The organism is Pseudomonas sp. UBA5706, from assembly GCF_002419965.1.
Taxonomy (GTDB): domain Bacteria; phylum Pseudomonadota; class Gammaproteobacteria; order Pseudomonadales; family Pseudomonadaceae; genus Aquipseudomonas.
This window is the reverse complement of record NZ_DIHC01000043.1, coordinates 44,281-68,185: the sequence shown is the minus strand read 5'-3', so window position 1 is coordinate 68,185 and position 23,905 is coordinate 44,281. Positions and strand designations below refer to the sequence as shown.

Genomic DNA, 23,905 nt, shown 5'->3' with positions numbered 1-23,905 from the left:
TCTCTGGCGCTGATAGCTGCGGTCAGCGCCGATTGTAATTAAGATGCTCAAGTGTTTCTTTCTGCCAAGGTGCCAAACCGTGAGCGCGAACAACCCTCTTTTGCAATCCTACGACCTGCCACCTTTCTCGGCGATCCGCGCCGAGCACGTAAAACCTGCCATCGACCAGATTCTGGCCGACAACCGCGCAGCGATCGCCGACCTCCTGGCCAAGCAAGGCAAGCAGCCTACATGGGCTGGCCTGGTGCTGGCCATGGACGAGCTGAACGACCGGCTGGGCGCTGCCTGGAGCCCGGTCAGCCACCTGAACGCTGTATGCAACAGCGCTGAATTGCGCGAGGCCTATGAGTCTTGCCTACCTGCGCTGAGCGCCTATTCGACCGAGATGGGCCAGAATCGCGAGTTGTTCCAGGCTTTCGAAGCCTTGGCCAACAGCCCGCAAGCCGCTGGCTACGATGTGGCGCAAAAAACCATTCTGGAACACTCGCTGCGTGATTTCCGACTGTCGGGTATCGACCTGCCGCCCGAGCAGCAGAAGCGCTACGCCGAGGTGCAGAGCAAATTGTCCGAGCTGGGCAGCCAGTTCTCCAATCAGTTGCTCGATGCCACACAGGCGTGGACCAAACACGTCACCGATGAAGCCGCTCTCGCTGGTCTGACCGATTCGGCCAAGGGGCAAATGGCGGCAGCCGCTCAGGCCAAGGGCCTCGACGGCTATTTGATTACCCTGGAGTTTCCGAGCTACTACGCGGTGATGACCTACGCCCAGGACCGTGCGCTGCGTGAAGAGGTCTACGCGGCCTACTGCACTCGTGCTTCTGATCAGGGCCCCAACGCGGGCAAGAACGACAATGGCCCGGTGATGGAGCAGATCCTCGATCTGCGCCAGGAGCTGGCCAGGCTTTTGGGTTTTGCGAGCTTCTCGGAGCTGAGTCTGGCAACCAAGATGGCGGAATCCAGCGATCACGTACTGAGTTTCCTGCGCGACTTGGCCAAGCGCAGCAAACCGTTCGCTGCCCAGGATCTGCAAGAGCTCAAGGCTTACGCCGCTGAGCAGGGCTGCGCGGATCTGCAGAGCTGGGACACGGGTTTCTATGGCGAGAAATTGCGCGAACAGCGCTACAGCGTCTCGCAGGAAACTCTACGCGCCTATTTCCCGATCGACAAAGTCTTGAGCGGCCTGTTCGCCATCGTACAAAAGCTGTACGGCATCGAAATCGCCGAGCACAAGGGCTTCGACACCTGGCACCCCGACGTTCGCCTGTTCGAAATCAAGGAAAACGGCCAGCACGTGGGCCGTTTCTTCTTCGACCTTTATGCCCGCGCCAACAAGCGTGGCGGCGCCTGGATGGACGGCGCCCGCGACCGTCGCCGTACCGCCGGCGGTACGCTGCAAAGCCCTGTAGCCAATCTGGTGTGTAACTTCACCCCTGCGTCACCCGGCAAACCTGCCCTGCTGACCCACGATGAAGTCACTACCCTGTTCCACGAATTCGGCCATGGGCTGCACCACCTGCTGACCCGGGTCGAACATGCAGGTGCCTCCGGCATCAACGGCGTGGCCTGGGACGCGGTCGAGCTGCCGAGCCAGTTCATGGAGAACTGGTGCTGGGAACCGGAAGGTCTGGCGCTGATTTCCGGTCATTACGAAACCGGCGAGCCGCTGCCTCAGGACCTGCTGGAAAAAATGCTCGCGGCGAAGAACTTCCAGTCCGGCCTGATGATGGTGCGTCAGCTGGAATTCTCGCTCTTTGACTTCGAACTGCATGCCACCCATGGCGATGGCCGTACCACGCTGCAAGTGCTCGAAGGCGTGCGCGACGAGGTCTCGGTGATGCGTCCGCCGGCCTACAACCGCTTCCCCAACAGCTTCGCGCACATCTTCGCGGGCGGTTACGCAGCGGGCTATTACAGCTATAAGTGGGCTGAAGTGCTCTCCGCCGATGCCTTCTCCCGGTTCGAAGAAGACGGCGTGCTCAATGCCGAAACCGGTCGCGCGTTCCGTGAAGCGATTCTGGCTCGTGGGGGATCGCAAGCGCCGATGGTGCTGTTCGTCGACTTCCGCGGACGCGAGCCTTCGATTGACGCACTCTTGCGCCATTCCGGCCTGAGTGAGGACGCGGCAGCATGACCGATACACCGCACGTGATTACCAAGAAGCGCTTCATCGCCGGGGCTGTCTGCCCGGCGTGCAGCGAGCCTGACAAGTTGATGATGTGGAGCGAGGATGACGTGCCGCATCGCGAGTGCGTGCAGTGCGGGTATTCCGATACGCTCAACGCCCAGGGTCAATCTATTCCGAAAGAGCTGGGCACACGCGTTAACAAGGCGCCGGTAAAGCCGGCCGGTCCAAAGGTGCAGGGCGTGCAGTTCTTCCCGAATCCGAAGCTGAAAAAGCCGGTTGATCCCAGCTGAAGCGCTTGGGTGACCGATTGGCTTTGGCTGAAGGCCCTTGCAATCGGGTTTGCCGGTGGTGGCGACGTCTCAATGCCATGTTTTTCGTGGCTGATACAACGCTGCCGCCGCAAGCCCGCATTGCTGGAGGTTTTGGGCTATAACCGCCACAGAATGGTCTGCACGCCCATCACGTCGGTCTTTTGAAACCAACCTTTGATCGAGCAACCGGCCAATGCGCTGGTGCTGCATGCACCACTGTTGAGGGCAGCTTTCAACGCGTCTACGTCGACATTGTTGATGTAATCGATGCCGTGCTTGAGGCTGTCCTCATCGCCATAACCCCCATGTTCCATCTCATCCAGCGCCGCCTGTTTGCTCCAGCCTTGCACCACGATTCGGTACATCGCCGCCACCAGCCCTGTGCGGTCCAACCCATGCTTGCAATGCATCAGCACCGGGCCTTTTTCCTGAGCCGTCTGAATCGTGCGCAGGCTTTGAATGATGTCCGCGTCATCCACGTGCACGGTTTGCAATGGAATCTGGATCTGCGTCACCGTTGGGTCCGACAGCCATTGACTGTCGCTCTCCTTGAGGAAGTCCACCACGGTCACCACGCCGAGTTTTTTCAGCAATGGCTGAGCGTCAGCATCGGGTTGGCGGCTGCGGTAGAGCGTCGGAGTCATCTGGTACAGGTTGTAATGAGGGTCGATCGGCTGAGCCCACTCGCTCGGGCGCGATCCGGCAGGGGGCGAATTATCGGCCTGAGCCACCGCGCAGGCAGAGAACGCCATGAGTGTAGCGGCCAGCGAAGCGATCAATCGAAGGCGCATCGAGTCTTACCGTGGGGGACGAGCGGTGGAGGATGCGGCAAGTCTCTACGCGCCGAGGTCAAGGCGATGTCAGGCAAATGTCAAAACTTCGTTGAGCGCCATTGATCGGCCTCGTGGCATTTCTCGCGCAAGAGCGTGGAGGAGCCTGGATTTTCGCGATACTGTATATATAAACAGCTATCGAGAGGCGCGCATGTCCATTCCATTGCCACCGCGCGGCCGCGGCACCGCGACCAACCCGCACAACCGTTTCGCCCCGAACCGCTCGGTGGCCGAAGACGACGGTTGGTATCAGGAAGTGCCGGTGACCCAAGGCACCACCGTGACGCTGGAGACAGCCAAGAGCATCATTGCGCGCAACACTTCCCCCGACATTCCGTTCGACCGTTCGATCAATCCTTATCGCGGCTGCGAGCACGGCTGCATCTACTGCTACGCATGACCCAGCCATGCCTATTGGGATATGTCACCGGGGCTGGATTTCGAAACCAGGCTGATTGCCAAGACCAACGCCGCGGCGCTGCTAGAACAACAGCTGTCCAAACCTGGCTACAGCGTGGCGCCGATTACCCTCGGCGCCAACACCGATCCGTATCAGCCGATAGAGCGCGAATACACACTGACCCGTGCCACGCTGCAAGTGCTGCTGCGCTATCGGCATCCGGTCACGATCATCACCAAGGGTTCGTTGATTCTGCGCGACCTGGACCTGTTGGCTGAGTTGGCGAAGCTCAATCTGGTCTCGGTGTTCATCAGCCTGACGTCGCTGGACGATGAGCTTAAACGTATCCTCGAACCACGCGCCGCCGCGCCCAAGGCGCGACTGCGGGCCATTCGGGTGCTGCGCGATGCCGGTGTGCCAGTGGGCGTCTTGCTGGCGCCAATGATTCCGATGATCAATGACATGGAACTGGAGAAGCTCATGGCTGAAGCCAAGGCGGCCGGCGCTTTGAGTGCGAGCTATGTGATGCTGCGATTGCCGCTTGAGGTCGCGCCGCTTTTCGAACAATGGCTGCAGGCGCATTACCCGCAACGGGCCGAGCACGTGATGAGCCTGGTTCGGCAGAGCCGTGGCGGGCAGGTGTATGACAGCCGCTTCGGCTCACGAATGCGCGGCGAAGGTGTATTCGCCGAGCTGCTGGCGCAGCGCTACAGTATTGCGGTGAAAAGATTGGGCCTTAACCATCGCGAGCGTTTTAAACTCGATTGCCAGGCGTTCTGTCCGCCGGGCGGGCAGATGTCGCTGCTGTGACTCCCGAGGCGTCTTGAATCGAAACCCACGCAGTGCCGCGGGTCTTTGCAGCATCGCTGGTTGACGGTGGCGATTTCGCAGGTGCCACCGGCAAGTTGTGCTATCAGAGCAGGCGCCAAGCGTCGGCCTGCGTTCGGGCTTTAGAATGTCTAACGCCAGACCCCCGGCCTAGAGCGGTGCATTCAGTTTCAATTAAGTTTGTATCGCTAAGGTGTTTCGCAAGTGACCCGTTTGTCACGCACCGATGGCATTTGTCCGTTGCCAAGAAAAGTGGACATCCACCGCAATCACTGGAAACTCCACTTCAACCCGACTGAGAGGATGAGACATGAGCAGCAGGGATAAACAACCGCAGCCGCTGGCGATTCAAGCCGCAGCAAAAGCCGAATCCGCCGAAGAGGCGTTGCAGCACATCGTCGATGGCTTCAAACACTTTCGCCATGACGTGTTCCCGCAGCAGGAAGAACTGTTCAAGAAGCTCGCCACGGCACAACACCCTCGCGCCATGTTCATTACCTGCGCCGACTCGCGCATCGTTCCCGAACTCATCACGCAAAGCTCCCCGGGCGACCTGTTCGTCACGCGCAACGTCGGCAACGTTGTGCCTCCCTACGGTCCCATGAACGGCGGCGTTTCCACTGCAATCGAGTACGCGGTGTTGGCGCTGGGCGTGCAACACATCATCGTCTGCGGACACTCCGATTGCGGCGCCATGCGTGCAGTGCTTAACCCCGACACCCTGGAAAAAATGCCGACCGTCAAAGCCTGGCTGCGCCATGCCGAGGTCGCCAAAACCGTGGTCCAGGACAACTGCAGCTGTTCCGATGAGCACGAAACCATGCACGTGCTGACCGAAGAAAACGTCATTGCCCAGTTGCAGCATTTGCGCACCCACCCTTCGGTCGCGTCAAAAATGGCCAGCGGTCAGCTGTTCATTCACGGCTGGGTCTATGACATCGAGACCAGTGAAATTCGCGCGTACGACGCCGAGGAGGACTGCTTCCTGCCTCTGGACGGCGATCACAAGACTCCAGTGGCCACCGTACCTCGCGGACGTTATTGATCGCCGACTGAGCCCAGCAACACGCTCGTGAAGCTGCGGCACCCCTGACGGTTCCACCCTCATTCCAGCTCACAGCGGCCGCGCATTGCGCGTGTCGTTGGGCGTTGTCACGTGTGAAGAATTCTCCGGAGAGTCGTCATGGCTACTACAGGTCTCAAGTCCTTGTTACCGCGGGAGCTGCTGGCTTCCGTGGTGGTGTTTCTGGTGGCCCTGCCGCTGTGCATGGGGATCGCGATCGCGTCCGGGATGCCGCCGGCGAAAGGGCTGATCACCGGCATCATTGGTGGCATTGTGGTCGGCTGGCTGGCCGGTTCACCGTTGCAGGTCAGCGGCCCGGCAGCAGGGCTTGCGGTGCTAGTCTTCGAACTGGTGCGCGAGCACGGCATGGCCATGCTCGGGCCGATTCTGCTGCTGGCCGGTTTGCTGCAATGGCTGGCCGGGCGTTTCAAACTCGGCTGCTGGTTCAGGGTGACGGCGCCCGCGGTGGTCTACGGCATGCTGGCAGGTATAGGCGTGCTGATCGTGTTATCCCAGGCTCACGTAATGTTCGACAGCGGCCCCAAACCTTCTGGGCTGGATAACCTGATTGCTTTGCCGCAGACGCTGTTCGGCGCCATCGGTCCGGGCAGCGGTCTGCAAGCCGGCGTGTTGGGCTTGGGCACCATCTCGATCATGTGGTTGTGGGAAAAGCGTCGCCCTCGCGCCTTGCGCTTCGTGCCGGGGGCCTTGCTTGGCGTGGGCGTTGCCACCGTGGCAAGCCTGGCGATGCGCCTTGAAGTCAAACGGGTCGAAGTGCCAGCCAACCTTGCTGAAGCCATAGATTGGTTGCGCCCGGCTGACCTGTTGAATCTGGCCGATCCATCGATCCTGATCGCGGCCCTTGCCGTGGCTTTTATCGCCAGTGCCGAGACGCTGTTGTCGGCAGCTGCGGTCGACCGCATGCATGACGGCCAGCGTTCGGACTTCGACAAGGAACTCAGTGCTCAAGGTGTAGGCAATATGCTCTGTGGCCTGGTCGGTGCGCTGCCGATGACCGGCGTGATCGTGCGCAGTTCTGCCAACGTGCAAGCCGGGGCGAAGACGCGTCTGTCGGCGATGTTCCATGGGCTGTGGTTGCTTGCGTTCGTGCTGCTGCTGTCCAGCGTGCTACAGAGCATTCCGGTGGCGAGTCTGGCGGGCGTGCTGGTCTACACCGGGTTCAAGCTGGTGGACCTCAAGGCGTTGCGGGGTCTGGGGCGTTATGGGCGAATGCCGATGTTCATCTACGGTACTACGGCGATTGCAATCATCCTGACGGACCTGTTGACCGGGGTCCTGCTTGGCTTTGCCCTGACGCTGCTGAAGCTGGCGTTCAACGCATCGCGTCTGAAGATCAATCTGGTGGACCTTAACGCTGAGGGCCAGATGGAGTTGCGTCTGAACGGTGCAGCGACTTTCCTCAAGGTGCCTGCGTTGACCAACGTCCTGAACAGTGTTCCGGCTGGCACTACGCTGCATGTGCCGTTGGGCAACCTTAGCTATATCGACCACTCTTGCCTTGAGCTGCTGGAAGAATGGGACCGCGCAAACGCTGCGCAGGGTTCCAGATTATTGCTGGAACAACGCCTGCTCAAGCGGCGGGTCGAGGGTCGAATCCGGACCTCGATCGGTGGGCCGGCCTTGCATTAGCGATGGCGTTCAAGCCTGTGAAGCGGGTCCCTATGCACATCGTTTGCTTCAAATGGCGTGGGAACGCTCGCTTGAGGCCAAGTCCAGATTATGCGTTCTCCGGCACAGGGTGCCGACCGGTTCATGTTGCGGCATAATCGAGCGTTCCGTGTTTAGCGAATCAGGATTTTTTCGCACATGAACCTACTTCATGCTGACGGCCGCCACTGGGACGAGTGCGCTGATGGCAGTGTTTAATGTCGACCGCGCCGGGCTATTCTGGCGATGCCGAGTAGCCCGGCAGCGAACCATCCCACAACTGCCTCAGCCCGTGCAGCGCGCACATCGCCTTGCCAGGCGCTGCCCTCCCCCTCATCTTTCATGCCGCGCACATTGCAGGCCAAACCCCTGTATTGCGTTGACGCATGCCGTCGGGCAAACGATGCATGCGCGAGGCAAATCGGCGGCCACGCCATGCAACTATCTCTTCCTGCGTTGCCCGGCACGGCTCGCGCCGGGCAGCGTGAATTCGTCACCAAGGCAGGTTAGCCATGACCACGTTTGACCCAGCTGTCTCAGAACCCGCGCAAATACGCCGTGCCGGCGTCGACCTCTCCGGGGTCATGTCGGTGCTAAGCAAGCACCTCTATTCCACGCCCATGGTGGCCCTGCGAGAGTTGGTGCAGAACGCCCACGATTCGATCCTGCGTCGACGCCAGGAGCAGCCGGATTGGCAGGGTCCCAGCCGTATCGAAGTGATTGGGAACAGCGCCCAAAATACCGTGCGCATCATCGATACCGGGGCCGGGCTTACCGAGTCGGAGATTCACGAATTTCTGGCCACTGTGGGTGTCAGCTACACCCGCGGCCTGCGCCAGGAAAACCCGGACGATAGCGGCCTGATCGGCATGTTCGGGCTGGGCTTTTTGTCGGCCTTCGTGCTGGCCAAACGGGTGACGGTACGCACTACCTCTTACCAGACACCCGAATTGGGTTTTGTCTATGTATCGAGCAATGCCGAGCAATACAGCGTCAGTCCCATGCCTGCAAGACCGGTAGGCACGGAAATCCTTCTGGAGTTGCAAGATGATTTCGGCCCACTGACCCGCACCGCTCACTTGCGTGAAATCCTGGGTCGCTATTGCGTGCTGCTGCGTGAACCCATCTATGTAGGCGAGGAGGCGCAGCCGATCAACCCTGCCCCGCCACCTTGGCGCGACCAAAGTGCATTGGCGTTGCCGCCCCCGTTGCAGCAGCGGCGCAATCTTGAGTTTGCAGCACGTTTCGAGCACAACTTCGAGCCCATCTGTTGCATGCCGGTGCAGCCCGAAGGCGCAAGTGACGCCATAGGTTTGCTGTGGGTGCAGGACGGCGGGACGTATGGCACCACCGACAACCGTAACCTGTCGGTTTTCCTGCGCGGCATGCTGCTGGACGATGACGCACGCGACTTGCTGCCACCCTGGGCCGGGTTCATTGGCGGAGTCATCGAATCCAGTCGGCTCACGCCCACTGCAAGCCGCGAAGACCTGCAGCGTGACAGCCACTACAACGCTATCCAGCATGCCCTTGGTGAAGCTCTGGTCGCCGGCCTGCTGGCCTTGAGCAAGAGTCAGCCGCAGGCGTGGCGCCGGGTACTGGCGCGCCACAACGAAGCGTTATTGGGGGCGTGCCTGTGTGATGAGCGTCTCTTCGCCCTGCTCATGGACAGCGTCAAGGTGCCTACCTCGCAGGGCGATCTGCCGACCCGTGAGTTGCTGTTCAAGGGCGCGCTTTACGTGATTCTGGACAATGAAAGCGGGTTTGAAGAAATGCTCTTTCGCGCAATGGGTGCGCCGGTGGCATTGGGTAACCGCTATGCCGTGGTGCCGTTTCTGCGCCGTTGGGCCGAAGCGCGCAAGGTTCGCTTGATTGAGCTGGGGACCGAGCAGGGCAATCGCCAGCTGTTCCAGTTGGCTGACCTGGATGAACAGTCCCGGCAGTGGCTGCATGAACATCTGGCGCACGAGGAGCGTCTGGTGGCAGCGCGTTTCAGCCCTGCCGAACTGCCCTTGGTGGTGGTGCCCGACCACGAGGCGCAGCTCAAACAGCGGCTGGAGCAGGACCAAAACGACAAGCGCGTCTCTACTTCAGCGCTGCGCCTGGCTCGACAATTCACCCAGACCGTCGACAGCACCTACCTCACCCGTCTGTACCTGAACCTCGACAACCCGGCGATCCAGGCCCTTATTCAGGCTGTGGGCGTCGGTAATCCACAGTCCGTTGACGCCGCCCGGTTGCTCAAAGCCTTCAAGGTGATCATCGCCGGTCAGGGTAATGCTCCCGCCGCCCCTTCATTAAACCAGGCACTGATAGACCTTGCGGGCGCGGTGCAACGATTGCTGGATAAGTAAAAAAACCGTCATTAGCTGAACAAGGACAACCATCATGAACATCTGGGCCTGGGTGGACAAACTTCAGGACGACCTGCGCGAAGCCGGCCAGACGCAAAGCGCTATCAGCATCAATCGTCTGAGTGATCATGTCGCCGATCTCGAGATCGAACGGGCCGCGGCCCTGTTGCCCGAGGTCAAGGCTATCAACAAAACCCTGCACAATCCGTGGCTGGACGTGTTCACCCGCCACTGGGAAATGCGCAACCGCCTGGGAAACTCAATGGAGGGTGAGACCGCGCTGGCCGACGCCGTCTCGTTGTTCGAAGCCGCCCATCGTGAAGACACCATCGATTGCCCGCAGTCAGTGTGTGTCACCCAGGACCTGGCGACCTGCTACGCCAACATGGACGGCCCGGGGTGGGTGCCCGAGCGCATCGAGGTGTGCGATGAAACCATGGCCCGTATCGACCCCAGCTGGAGCTGTTTCCAATGCCTGACGGTGGAAAAAAGCGAGGCGCTGCTCGATGCCAGGCGCTACGACGACGTGATGGCCTACGTCGATGAGCAAGAGCGCAAAATCAATGCAGCCGGAGAAGAGGATTACGGCGGGCTGGGCGAGATGCGCGTGCGTGCGCTGCTGGCGATGGGCCGCCCCGCAGAAGCGTTGACGCTGATCGAAGCGGCAGAAGCCAAGATCCAGGGCGGCGAGTGGAAGAACACCTCACAACCCAGAGCCCTGGCCAAGTCTCTGGCCTTGGCCGAACTGAGTCGCGATGAGGAAGCTCTTGAAGCATTGCCAGCCTATAACGACTTGGCGCCTCGCTATCGCAAAGATTGGTTGCGTACGGTGTATTGCCTGCTGAAGCGTGCCCCCGAACGTAATACCTGGAGCCTGGGCAGCACGGTTTACCGCATGTTGGCCGAATACTCCCGGCAAGGCACTCATCGTTTGGTCATCGAACTGACTGATCTGGCCGTGCGCATGGCCATACAGCGTGGCTCAGTCTGGAGCGCCCGTCGTCACCTGGCGCTGGCCCGGTCGCACGTTCCCAAACTCAAGGCCGATTGCGGTGCCAACGAGCTCTTGAACGAGTTGGAGGCATTGATCCGTGCCCTGCCCGAGCAGGATGCTTTGCCTGTCCCTGCCGCTGATTTGATTGACTGGCTGGACCGCGAAGACCCCGAACGCCCGGCGCGAGACCCTGAGGTTGAAGTGCAATGGCTGTTACGCGCGCAGCAAGAACGACCTGAGGACATGCAACTGCTGGAAACCACTGTGGGCGCGCTGCAGGCGTGTTCCGCCGAAAGTCAGGGCATGGCGCTGCTCTGGACCTATGTGCGCGAGCATGCCGCCGAAGAAAACCCGATGGCTTACCAGTTGCTTAACCTGCTGCTCGACGAGGGAGAGCATGACCAGGTCAGACGCCTGGCCGATTTGTACCGTCCGGCAATCCCGTTGGTTGCGCTGTGGTGTGAAGCGCGAATGGCCGAGCGGCTGGGGGACTGGCCGCAACTGGAGCTTACCTGCCGTGATCTGCTGGCGCTTGACGCCGAGCGGCATGGCGCCCGGGAACTGCTGGCGCGCGCCTTGATGCAACAGCAACGTTTCGACGAAGCCGCCGCTTGCTACCAAGCGCTTGCCAGCCGTCTTGAGCAGCCTCGCTCGAGCCTCTGGGACCAGATGACCGCTGCCAGCTGTGCCGGGGATTGGGCCAGCGTGCGCCAGGCCGCGGCACAGCTGAGTATCGAACTCTCCAGCCAGGAAGGCGTGATCGAAGAGGATGGAGGATGGGCCATTGTGCGCTTCATCGAGAACGGCGAAGCCGTCGAGTACTATGCGCGCCGGACTGGGCCGGTCACTGCTCGGGTGGTAGAGAATGCCAGCCCGCAGCATACTCAGCACGTCGGCGACTGGGTGGTATTCGACGCCGGGATGCTTTACCCGGCCCCCGAGGATGAGCAGGAGCGCGAGCGGTTCGTACCGACCTATCCAGTCGTCCACGTGTTGGAAAAAGGCGTCTTTGGCCCCAGTTGGCTGGTCGATGGGATCTATCCCGGTGACGAGGCGTTCGCAGCGTTGCGCGAGGTCACGGAAGCTGAAGGCTGGCAGCTTTGGGTACACAGCAGCGACACCTATCTGCTCAGCGACGCCGAACATCCCGAACAGGAGGCACTACCGGGCGTGCTGTTTACCATCGCCATTCAATCCACCCGCTCGCCTGCCGATTTGCACAAGGTCTTGCTAGAAGTCACCAGACACTGGCCTCACCCAATGTGCTGGTTACGCTTGGCGGACCATTGCCAGGCTGATGTCCAGCCTCATCACGCGGTCATTGAGCGCTACGGTCTGTAACCGAGGCAATACGTGCGTCGAATGGCCAAAATAAGGCACAGACGCGCGTTTGCGCGTGCTTTGCGTAGCAACCCAGTGCGATTTGGAATGCGCGAGGGGCGTCAATCCTTCGCGCGTTCCATCTCAAGTCCTACGCCCAGTTGTCGGGACAGGCTCGGCCAGCGTTTCCAGGCAGTCTCGGTGTCCGGGCTGGCGAGTTGCTCGCGATAAGCTTCGACCGACTCCAGCGAGAAGCTCTGGTCATCCAGCATTTCGTCAATGGCGTGGTGTACCACTTCGTCCAGTTGATTGGCGAATACCTCACCGATCAACTGGTGGGCAATGACACTGGCAACCGTGGTGTTCACCGGAATAAGCGGCCGACCAAAATGCACGATGTACAGGTCATTCACTTCTTCCACGAGCCGATGGGCCAGGTAGGCTTCATCGAGCAGGCTGTCGAGGCCTTCATGCCCCTCCATGATCGCGGGCGGTGCGCTGAAGAATTGCTCGGCGATTTTCAGTACCGGTTTGATCTGACCTTCAATGCCGGCCTGCAAAGCGACGTCATGGGCTGCGTCCAGTAAGTCAGGTACCTGCTCGATGTAAGCGACGACAAAACGCGACAGCACCCCCTGGGCATCAACGTCAGGAAGATGGATAGCAGGGTGCAGATGAGGCAGTTGTAACTCGAGTTGGCGCAACAGCTGACCGGTCTTGGTTTCGTGTTCCTGTGCTCGTGTGATCTGCTCGCGCAATGCGGCGGTGTTCATGAGTGCTCCATAAGGCAGTGAAACGAGGGCGTCATTATAGGAAGGGATACGTTAGCTTGCTTATTACTTACCCTAAGACGTAATTGTCATAACCGCTCGGGCGTTATGTACATCAGCTATTTACAGACCGCTCCCGCGGTTGCTCGTCGGACAGGGCCAAGTGGAAGCAGACGCACCAGCACCGGGATTCCCTTTGTGCCAAGGGCCGGTTGTTGTACCGTGGCGGTCGGCTGCATGCCGCGGTGAATCAAAACCGCGCTGCTCGTAGATCATTATCCGATATCAAGTTTATGACCCGAACCCAGAAAGCCATTTTCATACTCGTGGCCGTCGTTGCACTCGTCCTGGGGCTGACCGTCAGCCGTGTACTTTCCGGCAACGGCCAAGGGGATCAAGCCGCGCTGATTGACGCCGGAGTGATACTGCTGCCGCAAAGCCGGCAGGTTCCTGGCCTTGAATTGACGAATCAAGAGGGCCAAACGGTCTCGCTCGATGCGTTCAAAGGCAAATGGGCGCTTCTGTTTTTTGGCTACACGTTCTGCCCTGACATCTGTCCAACCACGCTGGCCCAGCTCCGGCAGATCAAGAGTGAGCTGCCCAAGGATGCTGCAGAAAAACTACGTGTGGTGCTGGTCAGTGTTGACCCGAACAGGGACACGCCGCAGCAGCTGAAGACCTACCTGGGGTACTTCGACAAACAGTTCGTGGGCCTGACCGCACCGGTAGAGACCATTCAAAAGCTCGCCAATGCGCTGAGCATTCCATTCATTCCGGCAGACACCGGCAAGCCGAACTACACCGTCGACCACAGCGGCAACCTCGCCCTCCTCGGCCCGGACGGCACGCAGCGCGGTTTTATCCGCGCGCCGTTGAACAACCTGAAGCTAGTGGCGCAATTGCCAGGGTTGGTCGGGAAGCAATGAAGCGAGGAGGCGGGTTTGCGCCCGCCGCGTGATCTGCGGCAGGCACACGAGCTGTTCAGAACGCCGGAACCACCGCGCCTTTGTATTTATCGATGATGAACTGCCTGGTTTCCGGGCTGTGCAGCGCGGCGATCAACTTCAGGACGGCGGGCGAATCCTTGTTGTCCTCGCGGGTCACCAGGATGTTCGCGTAGGGCGACTCCTGACCTTCGATGATCAACGCATCCTTGGTCGGATCAAGCTTGGCGGTCAGCGCGTAGTTTGTGTTGATGAGTGCCAGATCCACTTGTGTCAGCACCCGCGGCAGAGTCGCTGCTTCCAACTCGCGAAACTTCAGGTTTTTCGGATTCTGCTGCACGTCGCTTGGTTTGGCCGTAATGCTGTTTGGGTCCTTCAGAGTGATCAGGCCGGCCTTGACCAGCAGCAGGAATGCACGACCTTCATTGGTTGCATCGTTCGGCACCGCCACCGTTGCGCCGTCAGGCAGATCGGCCAGGCTCTTGAGCTTGTCCGAATACGCGCCGAAAGGCTCGATGTGCACTTTGGCCACGCTTACCAGATGCGTGCCCTTGCCCTTGTTGAACTCGTCCAGATACGGCTGATGCTGAAAGAAGTTGGCGTCCATGCGCTTCTGATCCACCTGCACATTCGGCTGGATGTAATCGTTGAAGACCTTCACATTCAGCGTCACGCCTTCTTTAGCCAGCGTCGGTTTCACGAATTCCAGGATCTCGGCGTGCGGCACGGCACTGGCCGCGACGGTCAGGGTCTCATCGGCATGGGCGGACAGCGCAGCCACTGCAGCGAATATAGCCAACAGCTTCTTCATATCTCTCTACTCCTTGAAATGCGTGCCCAGTGGCACGCATGCACCGGCCCATGACATTAGGCTGGACCGGATAACTCGCTTAACGGTGTGAAAAGTGCGCAACCAGCCTGTCGCCGACGGTTTGCAGGATCTGCACCAGCACCAACAGCAATACGACCGTGACGAACATCACATCGTTCTGGAAGCGCTGATAGCCGTAGCGAATCGCCAGGTCGCCCAGGCCTCCCGCGCCCACGGCGCCGGCCATGGCGGTAAACGACACCAGCGCGATCGCGGTCACGGTAATCGCCGCCACAATGCCCGGACGCGCTTCTGGCAGCAGAGCCTTGACGATGATTTGCCGGGTTGAGGCGCCCATTGCTTGAGTCGCCTCGATGATCCCGCGATCCACCTCGCGCAGGGCGGTTTCAACCAGCCGCGCGAAGAATGGCGTGGCGCCTGCGATCAATGGCGGCAGCGTGCCGAGAATCCCCAGCGACGTGCCGGTAATGATCTCGGTCAGCGGCATCATCACGATCAACAGGATGATGAACGGCAACGCCCGCAGCATGTTCACGATCAGGCCAATGGTGGCGTAGACCGGTTTGTTCTCGAGCAGCTGACGCGGTGAGGTAAGGAACATCAACACGCCAAGTGGCAGGCCCAGCAACACGGTGAAGGCCAGGGAAATGCCGAGCATAATCAGGGTATCGCCAGTGGCGACCCAGATTTCATACCAGTCGACGTTGGAAAACAGAGTGGCCAGGGTGTCCATTAGCGCAGGATCTCCATGTGAACGTCAGCCGCGGTAAAGCGGGCGAACGCGGCGTCCATATCGCCGCCGGTGATGGCCAGCGTCAGTTGCCCGTAGGGAGTGTCCTTGATGCGGTCGATACGGCCCGCCAGGATGCTGTAGTCCACACCCGTTTCCCGAGCGACGGTACCCAGCAATGGCGCGTAGGTGGCTTCCCCCTGAAACGTCAGGCGCACAATACGGCCCTGCACGTGCGCGAAGTCGGAGTTCAGGTCATTGTCATCGACTTGCTCGTCTTCCTGCACGAACCTGCGAGTGGTTGGGTGCGTGGGATGTAGAAACACATCCGCCACGGCGCCTTGCTCGACGATCACGCCTGCATCCATGACCGCGACCTGATCACAAACGCGACGAATCACGTCCATTTCGTGGGTGATCAGCACGATGGTCAGTTTCAGTTCACGATTGATTTCGGCAAGCAATTGCAGGACAGAGGCCGTGGTCTGTGGATCGAGTGCGCTGGTGGCCTCGTCGCACAACAGAATCTTCGGTTTGGTCGCCAGGGCGCGGGCGATGCCGACGCGTTGTTTCTGGCCTCCGGACAACTGCGCCGGGTATTTGCTCGCGTGATCGGACAGGCCAACCCGCTCCAGCAACTCAGCCACTCGCTGATCGATCTGCGTGCGGGACATATCCCCGGCCAGGGTCAGCGGCATAGCGACGTTATCGGCTACGGTTTTGGAGGACAGCAGGTTGAAGTGCTGGAAGATCATCCCGACCTGACGGCGGAAGGCGCGCAGGCCTTCGGCGTCCAGCGCGGTGACATCGACGTCATCGACCAGAATCTTGCCGCCACTCGGGGCTTCCAGGCGGTTGATCAGACGCAGCAGGGTGCTCTTACCTGCACCGGAATGGCCGATCAGGCCAAACACCTGCCCATTGTCGACCCGCAGGCTGGTGGGGTGGAGTGCGGGAATTTCCCTGTCGGCAACCCGATAGGTTTTATGGACGTTTTGAAACTCGATCACGAAGCGAACCTTGTGGGGGCGCAATGGAAATTTAGCGCGAGAACGAGCCTCGAACGCTGCAGGCGATCAGCGAAAAAAGCCGTGTATCGCTCGGCTGGATAAACCGGGCGCGCATTTTAGCCTGTCGAGGCTGGGTTGAGCCCGCAATTATTAGCATTTATTTAGCGGATCACCAGTCGAACGGGCATAACGCCAGTGCCCAAGCGACGTTAGGCCGAATATTTAAAAAAACACGGAACGGCCATTTTTATCCTCAGTCACTACATAAGCGCCGAAATTTCCCCTGCATGTTGTCCGGGAAATTCCTGCTTAACGAGCTCGTACCGACTTCCTCAGGGAAGCTCGAGAAAAGAGCCGCCTGAACTGAGGAGTTTGTGTCCGATGGCTACGAAGAAACCTACTGCACCCGTCAGTGCTACACCCAAGAGCGAGCTAGCAGGTACCGATACGCTGGATCGCGGTAACACCAACGAAAAGCTCGACAGTCTGGAGCAGTTCCGCTCCGACGCTACCGGTCAGGCGCTTCGCACCAACCAGGGCGTGAAAGTCTCCGACAACCAAAACACCCTTAAAGTCGGAAACCGCGGCCCGTCGCTGCTCGAAGACTTCATCATGCGTGAAAAGATCACGCATTTTGACCATGAGCGTATCCCCGAGCGTATTGTCCACGCCCGTGGTACAGCAGCTCATGGTTACTTCCAGGCTTATGAAAATCACTCGGCCTTGAGCAAGGCGGAGTTCCTGCGTGACCCAGGCAAGAAAACCCCGGTCTTCGCGCGTTTTTCTACCGTCCAAGGCCCGCGTGGTTCCGGTGACACCGTACGTGACGTGCGCGGTTTCTCGGTCAAGTTTTACACCGGCGAAGGCAACTTCGACCTGGTCGGCAACAACATGCCGGTCTTCTTCATTCAGGATGCCATCAAGTTTCCGGACTTCGTGCACGCTGTAAAACCAGAGCCACACAATGAAATTCCTACCGGCGGCTCGGCGCATGACACGTTCTGGGACTTCGTTTCCCTGGTGCCGGAATCCGCGCACATGGTGCTTTGGACTATGTCCGACCGTGCCCTGCCCAAAAGCCTGCGCACCATGCAGGGTTTCGGGATCCATACCTTCCGCCTGATCAACACCGAGGGCAAATCATCGTTCGTCAAGTTCCACTGGAAGCCTAAGTACGGTACTTGCTCCCTGCTGTGGGACGAAGCCCAGAAACTGGCGGGTAAGGACACAGACTTCCATCGTCGCGACCTGTCCGAGTCGATTGAAATGGGTGATTACCCAGAGTGGGAACTGGGTGTGCAGATCGTGGCGGAAGAAGACGAGCACAATTTCGATTTCGACTTGCTCGACCCGACCAAGATCATCCCCGAAGAGATGGTCCCGGTCACACCTTTGGGCAAAATGGTGCTAAACCGCAACCCGGATAACTACTTCGCTGAAACCGAGCAGGTTGCGTTCTGCCCAGGTCATATCGTGCCAGGTATCGACTTCTCCAACGACCCGTTGCTGCAAGGTCGTCTGTTTTCCTACACCGATACGCAGATCAGTCGTCTGGGCGGGCCAAACTTCCACGAAATCCCGATCAACCGTCCGATTGCACCGAATCACAGCAGCCAGCGTGATGCCCAACACCGTATAACCATCGATAAGGGTCGTGCGTCCTACGAACCCAACTCCATCGATGGCGGTTGGCCGAAAGAGACCCCTGCAGCGCCGGAAGATGGCGGCTTTGAGACCTATCACGAGCGTGTTGAAGCAAGCAAGGTTCGTGAACGCAGCCCGTCATTCGCTGACCACTTCTCGCAGGCCACGCTGTTTTTCAACAGCATGAGCGAGCACGAGAAAGAGCACATCATCGCGGCATATAGCTTCGAGTTGGGCAAAGTGGAACGTGAACACATCCGTGCGCGTCAGGTGAACGAGATCCTGGCCAACATCGACATAACATTGGCATCTCGCGTTGCTGCAAACCTGGGCTTGCCTGCGCCGAAAGGTCCGACCGTCACGGCCCAGAGTACCAAGTCAACTGTCGACAAATCGCCCACCCCAACCGTCGACAAGTCGCCATTGTTGAGCCAGGTCAATCTGCTGTCGGGTGACATCGCGTCTCGCAAAGTAGCGATTCTGGTGGCTGACGGTGTCGATGACAAAGCCGTTGCGGCAATGAAGGCTGCGCTGGGAGCTGAAGCGGCTCACGCCAAGGTGCTGGGCCCAACCTCCGCTCCAGTGAAAACCGCTGGCGGGCAAACGCTTGCCGTGGATGCGTCCATTGAAGGCTTGCCTTCGATTGCATTCGATGCGGTGTTCATTCCGGGCGGTGCAGCATCGGTGAAGGCACTGAGCGGCAACGGTGTGGCTTTGCACTATGTACTTGAGGCCTACAAACACCTCAAGGCCATCGCCTACGCAGCAGACGCTAAGGAGTTGATCGACTTGCTTCGTCTGGATGCCGACGCGGGCTTGCTCGCAGTGTCTGACAGCAAGTCGGTCGCGGCTTTCTTCGATGCGATCAAGCAGCACCGCGTTTGGGCGCGTGAGCCGAAGGCTAAAGCAATTCCGGCTTAAAGCGTCCTTCGTGTGGGGCCTGCAGATACTGCTGACCCCTGCAACAGGCCAGCTTGCCGCCGGTAGCGTTCCTGAACACGCCGCCGTCGGCAAACCAGCTTGCTAGACGAAAACGTACCCACAAAAAAGGCGTTACCCGCGAGGGCAACGCCTTTTTTGATTAACTACGATCAGGGCTTGGCGGGTTTTAAAATCACCTGGGCAGGTTCGGTCTTCGCGATATCTCGCTGAATCTGCAATTCGAAGTCCGGATTTATCTTCGCCACGCGCTTGGTCAGCAAGGTTGCCAGCCAAGGGTAGTCCTCGGTGCGGGGCACTTGGACCGTCACGTCGCAATTGAAGGCTGTCACGTCGGCCGCAATGTCGTTCAGTTGGCGACGCAGTTGCTTGGAATCGGTGATTTTCAACGCAACGGTTGTGCTCTCAACGCTCGGATCGACGATTTTTGCCACGCGTTTTGCCTCGGCAGCACGCAGTTCCGCTTCGGCCTTATCGAGTTCAGCCTTGCGCGCGTTAGCGATGGCACCATTGACGCCGCTCGTCAGGGCAGGTGCCTTGGGCATGAGCACACGGGCGCGGCTCAGCGCGGTGGCAGCCGCATTGACGTCGCCTTTTTGCAGCACGATCTGGCTACGGCTCAAATACGCCTCGGCCAACTGACGTTGGTACTGCTCCAGGCGCGGGTCAGTGGGGTTCTTGCTCTGCAAAGCGGCGAGCTGGTCTTCAGCGGTGGCCAATTCGCTGCTGGCGATATTCTGTTCCAACTGCTGGTAAGCGTCGGGTGCCGCAACTGAAGCGGGCTGCTCGACGGGCTTGCTTTGGCAAGCGCCCAACAGGACGGAAAATGCAGCAAGCAGCAGATAACGGGATGCGAACGGCTTCATTCCTGCGATTCTCTATTTGCGCAAAAAGCGAGCAAGTGTACACATAAGTGCCTTGCACCGAAAATAACAGATCACGATCGGCGGTGCTGGATGGAATCATTGCACATTGCCGCCATTGGATTATTGCGGAGTATGACTCTACTTCCTTTCCAAGGTTCTACCGCTTGGGCAAAAGGAAACTCAGGAGAAACAGCGCAGCGGCACAGACCACGATCGATGGACCGGCTGGCGTGTCCTTGAACCACGACAACGCCAGCCCGCCGCAGACCGCGAGAATGCCGATCACACTGGCGCCAAGCGCCATTTGCTCCGGCGAACGGGCGTGACGCTGTGCCGCAGCGGCGGGGATGATCAGCAAGGAGGTGATCAGCAGCACACCGACGATTTTCATGGCCACCGCAATCACCACCGCGATCAGCAGCATCAGCGTCATGCGCAGCGTCGCGACCGGCAACCCTTCGACGGTCGCCAGTTCTTCGTGGACGGTGATCGCCAATAGCGGGCGCCAGAGTGCGCAGATAAGCACCAGGACTGCCGCGCTGCCGCCGAGAATCCACGCCAGATCGGCGGGGCTGATCGCCAGCAGGTCGCCAAACAAGTAGCCCATCAGGTCAATGCGTACTTCGCGCATGAAACTCAACACCACCAACCCGAGGGACAGTGTGCTCGGCGCTAGGATCCCCAGCAGCGTGTCCGAGGCCAGCGGCTGGCGTTGCTGCAAGGTCACCAACAGGATCGCGAGCAACAGGCAGCCGACGGTCACGGCGACGGCCGGGCTGATGTCCAGCAAGAAGCCCAGTGCGACGCCGAGCAACGCCGCGTGAGACAGCGTGTCACCAAAGTAGGCCATCCGCCGCCAGACCACGAATGAACCCAAGGGGCCGGCCACAACTGCCAGGGCAAGGCCTGCGAGCAAGGCGTAGAGTAGAAAATCAGCCATGCTTGCAGCCGTCTCCGTGGTCCTGATGATGAGTATGAGGCATTGAGTGATCGTGAGCAGTCAGGGCGGGCTGGCAAACCTGGCCATGCAAATCATGGGCGTGGTCGTGACGATGATGGTAGATCGCCAGACTCGCAGCGTTTTGGCCGAACAGCTCGACGAACGCCGGATCGGTGCTGACTTGTTCGGGATGCCCGGAACAGCAGACGTGGCGATTCAGGCAGACCACCTGATCGGTGGTGCTCATGACCAGGTGCAGGTCATGGGAGACCATCAGTACGCCGCACTGGTGGCGGTCGCGTAGCTGGGTAATCAGCGCATAAAGCTCGGCCTGTCCGGCCACGTCCACGCCTTGCACGGGCTCGTCGAGTACCAGCAATTCAGGTCTGCGCAGCAGCGCGCGTGCCAGCAACACCCGCTGCATCTCGCCTCCTGAAATGCCCTGTAACGGGCTATCGATAACCTTTTCGGCACCGACTTCTGCCAGGGCCGCCAGCGCTGTCGCGCGATCGACGCCCGGCACCAAGCGCAGAAAACGCAGCACGGACAGGGGCAGCGTCACATCCACCTGCAGTTTTTGCGGCATGTAACCCACGCGCAGTTTTGGCCTGCGCCAGATATCGCCGGAGTCAGGCTTAAGCAGGCCCAGTACGGCGCGCACCAGAGTCGTTTTGCCCGCGCCGTTAGGGCCGATCAAGGTAACGATCTCGCCGCAGCTGACACTCAGCTGAATGTTCTCCAGCACACTCTGGCCAGTACGGGTGACGCTGACGTTCTTCAGGCGGATCAGGGCGTCGCTCATCACGCGGCCTTGCAGCCGGCACATACCCCAACGATTTCCACGGTCTGTGTTTCTACAGCGAAGCCGACTTCATTGGCCGCGCTGACGATTGAGGCGCTGATCGCCCCATGCTGCAACTCGATGGCGGCGTGGCATTCACGGCAGATCAGGAACTGGCCCTGATGCGCATGAGTGGGGTGATTGCAGCCTGCAAAGGCATTGAGTGAAGCGATGCGGTGCACCAGACCGTTTTCCAGGAGAAAATCCAGGGCACGGTAAACGGTAGGCGGCGCGGCCCGGCGGCCGTCCTCTTCACTCAGTACCGCCAGGATGTCGTACGCGCCCAGCGGCTTGTGACTCTGCCAGACCAATTCCAGCACACGGCGTCGCAAAGCGGTCAGGCGCAGGCCTTTACCGGCGCACAGCGCATCGGCTTCAGCGAGCGCGCTGTGCACGCAATGAGAGTGATCGTGGGGGCGACTGGCCAGCGGTGTTTTAGACATGGGCGGCGACGGCTTTTGTGAGAGACGTTATTATGTTACCCGTTCCTGCCCCCATGAGTGGTCATCGTGTCCCGACTTTTTTTACTTTTTGTCGTATTTCTCTCCGTATTCTCCGCCATCACCCCCGCTCAGGCTGATGTTCGCGTACTGACCAGCATCAAGCCGCTGCAGTTGATCGCTGCGGCTGTGCAGGACGGCATTGCAGTGCCCGAAGTGCTCCTGCCACCGGGCGCTTCGCCGCATAACTATGCGTTGCGCCCCTCCGATGTACGGCGCGTGCAAGAGGTCGATCTGCTCTACTGGATCGGCCCGGATATGGAAACCTTCCTGCCTCGCGTGCTGGCCGGTCGGACCAAGGAGTCGGTGCCTGTTCAGTCGCTTCCCGGCATGCACCTGCGTCATTTCACCGCCAGCAGCGATCATGACCACGACGGCGATGGAGACGAGCATGATCACGATCATCGCCCGGGTAGCGTCGATGCGCATTTGTGGTTGTCCTCGGTCAACGCGCGGGTGATTGCAGCAAAAATGGCGGCCGACCTGAGCCAGACCGATCCGGCCAATGCCGCCCGCTACCAAAGCAATGCCAACGCATTCGACGCGCGGATGGACGCACTGGATCTGAAAATCAAACAACGTGTAGCGGGCATCAGCGACAAGAAATATTTCGTGTTTCACGAGGCTTTCGATTATTTCGAAGAGGCCTATGGGTTGAAGCACGCCGGTGTGTTCGCGGTCAGCAGTGAAGTGCAACCGGGCGCGCAACACGTCGCCGCCATGCGCACGCGGTTGGCGGAGTACGGCAAGACCTGTGTCTTTAGCGAACCTCCCCTGCGCCCGCGTCTGGCCGATACTTTAAGCGCTGGCTTGCCGGTGAAGCTGGCCGAACTGGACGGCTTGGGGGGCTATACGCCTGCTACGGCACAGGGTTATGAGCAGCTGCTGAGCAAGCTGGCAGATGACCTGGCGGGGTGTCTGGAGAGTTTGTAACTCTAGAGTTTCCCTGCAACAGGGCGGCTTGTCGGCGGTGGCGGTTGCGAAGTTGCTGCCGCCGGCAAGCCAGACTGCTACAGGGATCTACGACTGATCCAACCGTTACAACGCAAACGGCAGTGGAATATGGGTTTGCTGACGCTGTTCAAGGCGTTTGCGGAATTCCGAAGGGTCGTGGATCAGCACATCCTGTCCGGCAAATGTCTCGGCAGCGATCAGGCGTGACAGCCAAAACCGTACACAACCCACGCGCAGCATTGTTGACCACAGCTCAGCCTCTGCCGCCGTGAATGGACGCAACGCCGCGTAGGCACCCAGCAGCGCGCGAGCCCTTGGGGCGTCGATTTTGCCGTCTTCGAACGAACACCAGTCATTTACGGCGATCGCCAGGTCATACAGCATCGGGCCCGAGCAGGCGTTATAGAAGTCGATCACGCCGGTCAGGTGGGTTCCTTCGAACAGCGTATTATCGCGGAACAGGTCGGCGTGCACGTTGGCGCGTGGAAGCGTCAGGATCGCGGCTTTGTGGCGCTCGATCTCTTCTACCGAAGCGCGCAGTAGCGCACCTTCAATCTCGTCCAGATGCGAAATGAAGTTGCCCCCCTCCTCCAGCATCCAGTCCAGCCCGCGGTCGGTCCTGCGCTCGATAGTCTTTTCGCGGGTGGCCAAGTGCATGTGCGCCATCAGTTCACCGATCTGCGCGCAGTGCTGGGTATTTGGCTCGGTAGGGTGTTTGCCCGGCAGGCGCGGTTGCAGCAGCGCCGGCTTGCCTTTGAGCTCGCGCAGCGCCTGGCCGTCGGTGGTGCGCAGCGCATAAGGCACGGGCAGGTCGGCGTCGTGTAAAACGTCCAACAGCTCGATGAAAAACGGCATTTCCTGAACAGGCCCGCGCTCGACCAAAGTGAGCACGTATTCACCCTGTTCCATGCTGATGAAGAAGTTGGTGTTTTCACTTCCGGCTGCGATGCCTTGGAAATCACGCAGTTGGCCGAGCCCGTAGGGGGCGAGAAAAGCTTCCAGCTCGGGCCGAGCCAGGGGAGTAAAAACGGACATATGA

The 23,905-nt window shown here is 59.7% G+C and carries 19 protein-coding genes and 1 pseudogene; 10 read left to right on the top strand and 10 right to left on the bottom strand.

The annotated features are described in order from the left end of the window. Positions 1-79 precede the first annotated feature (79 nt). Both prlC and B3I26_RS21090 read left to right on the top strand, forming a co-directional pair. Positions 80-2,131, top strand: a complete 2,052-nt coding sequence (prlC, locus tag B3I26_RS21095; protein WP_296260535.1) for an oligopeptidase A — start codon at positions 80-82, stop codon at positions 2,129-2,131. Continuing rightward, a complete protein-coding gene (locus tag B3I26_RS21090) occupies positions 2,128-2,415 on the top strand; it encodes a YheV family putative zinc ribbon protein (RefSeq protein ID WP_296260534.1) in 288 nt (95 codons plus the stop codon). Before prlC ends, B3I26_RS21090 begins: the two co-directional genes overlap by 4 nt. Before the next feature lie 137 nt (positions 2,416-2,552). Here B3I26_RS21090 and B3I26_RS21085 read toward each other — a convergent pair whose 3' ends face one another. Further along, positions 2,553-3,227, bottom strand: coding sequence for a dual specificity protein phosphatase family protein (locus B3I26_RS21085; RefSeq protein ID WP_296260532.1), 675 nt, complete (start codon positions 3,225-3,227; stop codon positions 2,553-2,555). Positions 3,228-3,420: 193 nt separating this feature from the next. On the opposite strand from B3I26_RS21085, the pseudogene B3I26_RS21080 reads away from it, so the two are divergent. The 5 genes and pseudogenes from B3I26_RS21080 (at position 3,421) to B3I26_RS21060 (ending at position 11,917) form a co-directional block, all read left to right on the top strand. Continuing rightward, positions 3,421-4,479: pseudogene (locus B3I26_RS21080) on the top strand (PA0069 family radical SAM protein). Between the two features lie 328 nt (positions 4,480-4,807). Further along, positions 4,808-5,542 carry a carbonic anhydrase gene (locus B3I26_RS21075; RefSeq protein WP_296260530.1) on the top strand — a complete coding sequence of 245 codons (735 nt, stop codon included), beginning with the start codon at positions 4,808-4,810 and terminating at the stop codon, positions 5,540-5,542. 138 nt (positions 5,543-5,680) lie between these two features. Then, the gene (locus B3I26_RS21070; RefSeq protein WP_296260527.1) at positions 5,681-7,210 is read left to right on the top strand and encodes a SulP family inorganic anion transporter; all 1,530 of its coding nucleotides are present in this window, start codon (positions 5,681-5,683) and stop codon (positions 7,208-7,210) included. Between the two features lie 530 nt (positions 7,211-7,740). Continuing rightward, positions 7,741-9,582, top strand: a complete 1,842-nt coding sequence (locus tag B3I26_RS21065) for an ATP-binding protein (RefSeq protein WP_296260526.1) — start codon at positions 7,741-7,743, stop codon at positions 9,580-9,582. A gap of 34 nt (positions 9,583-9,616) precedes the next feature. Then, positions 9,617-11,917: a hypothetical protein gene (locus tag B3I26_RS21060; RefSeq protein ID WP_296260525.1), complete on the top strand. Its 2,301-nt coding sequence runs from the start codon at positions 9,617-9,619 to the stop codon at positions 11,915-11,917. A 101-nt stretch (positions 11,918-12,018) separates the two neighbouring features. Here the strand turns inward: B3I26_RS21060 and B3I26_RS21055 are convergent, their stop codons facing one another. Further along, positions 12,019-12,669, bottom strand: coding sequence for a hypothetical protein (locus tag B3I26_RS21055; RefSeq protein WP_296260524.1), 651 nt, complete (start codon positions 12,667-12,669; stop codon positions 12,019-12,021). A gap of 290 nt (positions 12,670-12,959) precedes the next feature. Between B3I26_RS21055 and B3I26_RS21050 the strand changes: the two genes are divergently transcribed. Continuing rightward, entirely contained in the window at positions 12,960-13,592 is a 633-nt protein-coding gene (locus B3I26_RS21050; protein ID WP_296260942.1) for an SCO family protein, read from the top strand. 55 nt (positions 13,593-13,647) lie between these two features. On the opposite strand, the gene B3I26_RS21045 is transcribed toward B3I26_RS21050, so the two are convergent. From B3I26_RS21045 to B3I26_RS21035, 3 genes are all read right to left on the bottom strand, one after another. Continuing rightward, positions 13,648-14,421, bottom strand: a complete 774-nt coding sequence (locus B3I26_RS21045; RefSeq protein WP_296260522.1) for a MetQ/NlpA family ABC transporter substrate-binding protein — start codon at positions 14,419-14,421, stop codon at positions 13,648-13,650. A gap of 79 nt (positions 14,422-14,500) precedes the next feature. Continuing rightward, positions 14,501-15,175: a methionine ABC transporter permease gene (locus B3I26_RS21040; protein ID WP_296260519.1), complete on the bottom strand. Its 675-nt coding sequence runs from the start codon at positions 15,173-15,175 to the stop codon at positions 14,501-14,503. After that, positions 15,175-16,182, bottom strand: coding sequence for a methionine ABC transporter ATP-binding protein (locus B3I26_RS21035; RefSeq protein ID WP_296260517.1), 1,008 nt, complete (start codon positions 16,180-16,182; stop codon positions 15,175-15,177). Before B3I26_RS21035 ends, B3I26_RS21040 begins: the two co-directional genes overlap by 1 nt. 243 nt (positions 16,183-16,425) lie before the next feature. On the opposite strand from B3I26_RS21035, the gene katE reads away from it, so the two are divergent. Then, entirely contained in the window at positions 16,426-18,747 is a 2,322-nt protein-coding gene (katE, locus tag B3I26_RS21030) for a catalase HPII (RefSeq protein WP_313482093.1), read from the top strand. A gap of 170 nt (positions 18,748-18,917) precedes the next feature. Here katE and B3I26_RS21025 read toward each other — a convergent pair whose 3' ends face one another. The 4 genes from B3I26_RS21025 to B3I26_RS21010 form a co-directional block, all read right to left on the bottom strand. Then, positions 18,918-19,631, bottom strand: a complete 714-nt coding sequence (locus tag B3I26_RS21025; protein WP_296260515.1) for a PA5502 family lipoprotein — start codon at positions 19,629-19,631, stop codon at positions 18,918-18,920. A gap of 157 nt (positions 19,632-19,788) precedes the next feature. After that, on the bottom strand, positions 19,789-20,571 hold the full coding sequence (gene znuB / locus B3I26_RS21020) for a zinc ABC transporter permease subunit ZnuB (RefSeq protein WP_296260514.1): 783 nt from the start codon (positions 20,569-20,571) through the stop codon (positions 19,789-19,791). Continuing rightward, positions 20,564-21,373 (bottom strand): zinc ABC transporter ATP-binding protein ZnuC, encoded by an 810-nt coding sequence (gene znuC / locus B3I26_RS21015; RefSeq protein ID WP_296260513.1) that lies wholly within the window; start codon positions 21,371-21,373, stop codon positions 20,564-20,566. The genes znuB and znuC overlap by 8 nt, the downstream gene beginning before the upstream one ends. Beyond that, on the bottom strand, positions 21,373-21,855 hold the full coding sequence (locus B3I26_RS21010) for a Fur family transcriptional regulator (RefSeq protein ID WP_296260511.1): 483 nt from the start codon (positions 21,853-21,855) through the stop codon (positions 21,373-21,375). Before B3I26_RS21010 ends, znuC begins: the two co-directional genes overlap by 1 nt. Before the next feature lie 66 nt (positions 21,856-21,921). Between B3I26_RS21010 and B3I26_RS21005 the strand changes: the two genes are divergently transcribed. Then, a complete protein-coding gene (locus tag B3I26_RS21005; protein ID WP_296260509.1) occupies positions 21,922-22,845 on the top strand; it encodes a zinc ABC transporter substrate-binding protein in 924 nt (307 codons plus the stop codon). Between the two features lie 105 nt (positions 22,846-22,950). Here B3I26_RS21005 and B3I26_RS21000 read toward each other — a convergent pair whose 3' ends face one another. Beyond that, on the bottom strand, positions 22,951-23,901 hold the full coding sequence (locus tag B3I26_RS21000; RefSeq protein WP_296260507.1) for a homoserine kinase: 951 nt from the start codon (positions 23,899-23,901) through the stop codon (positions 22,951-22,953). Positions 23,902-23,905: the final 4 nt, after the last annotated feature.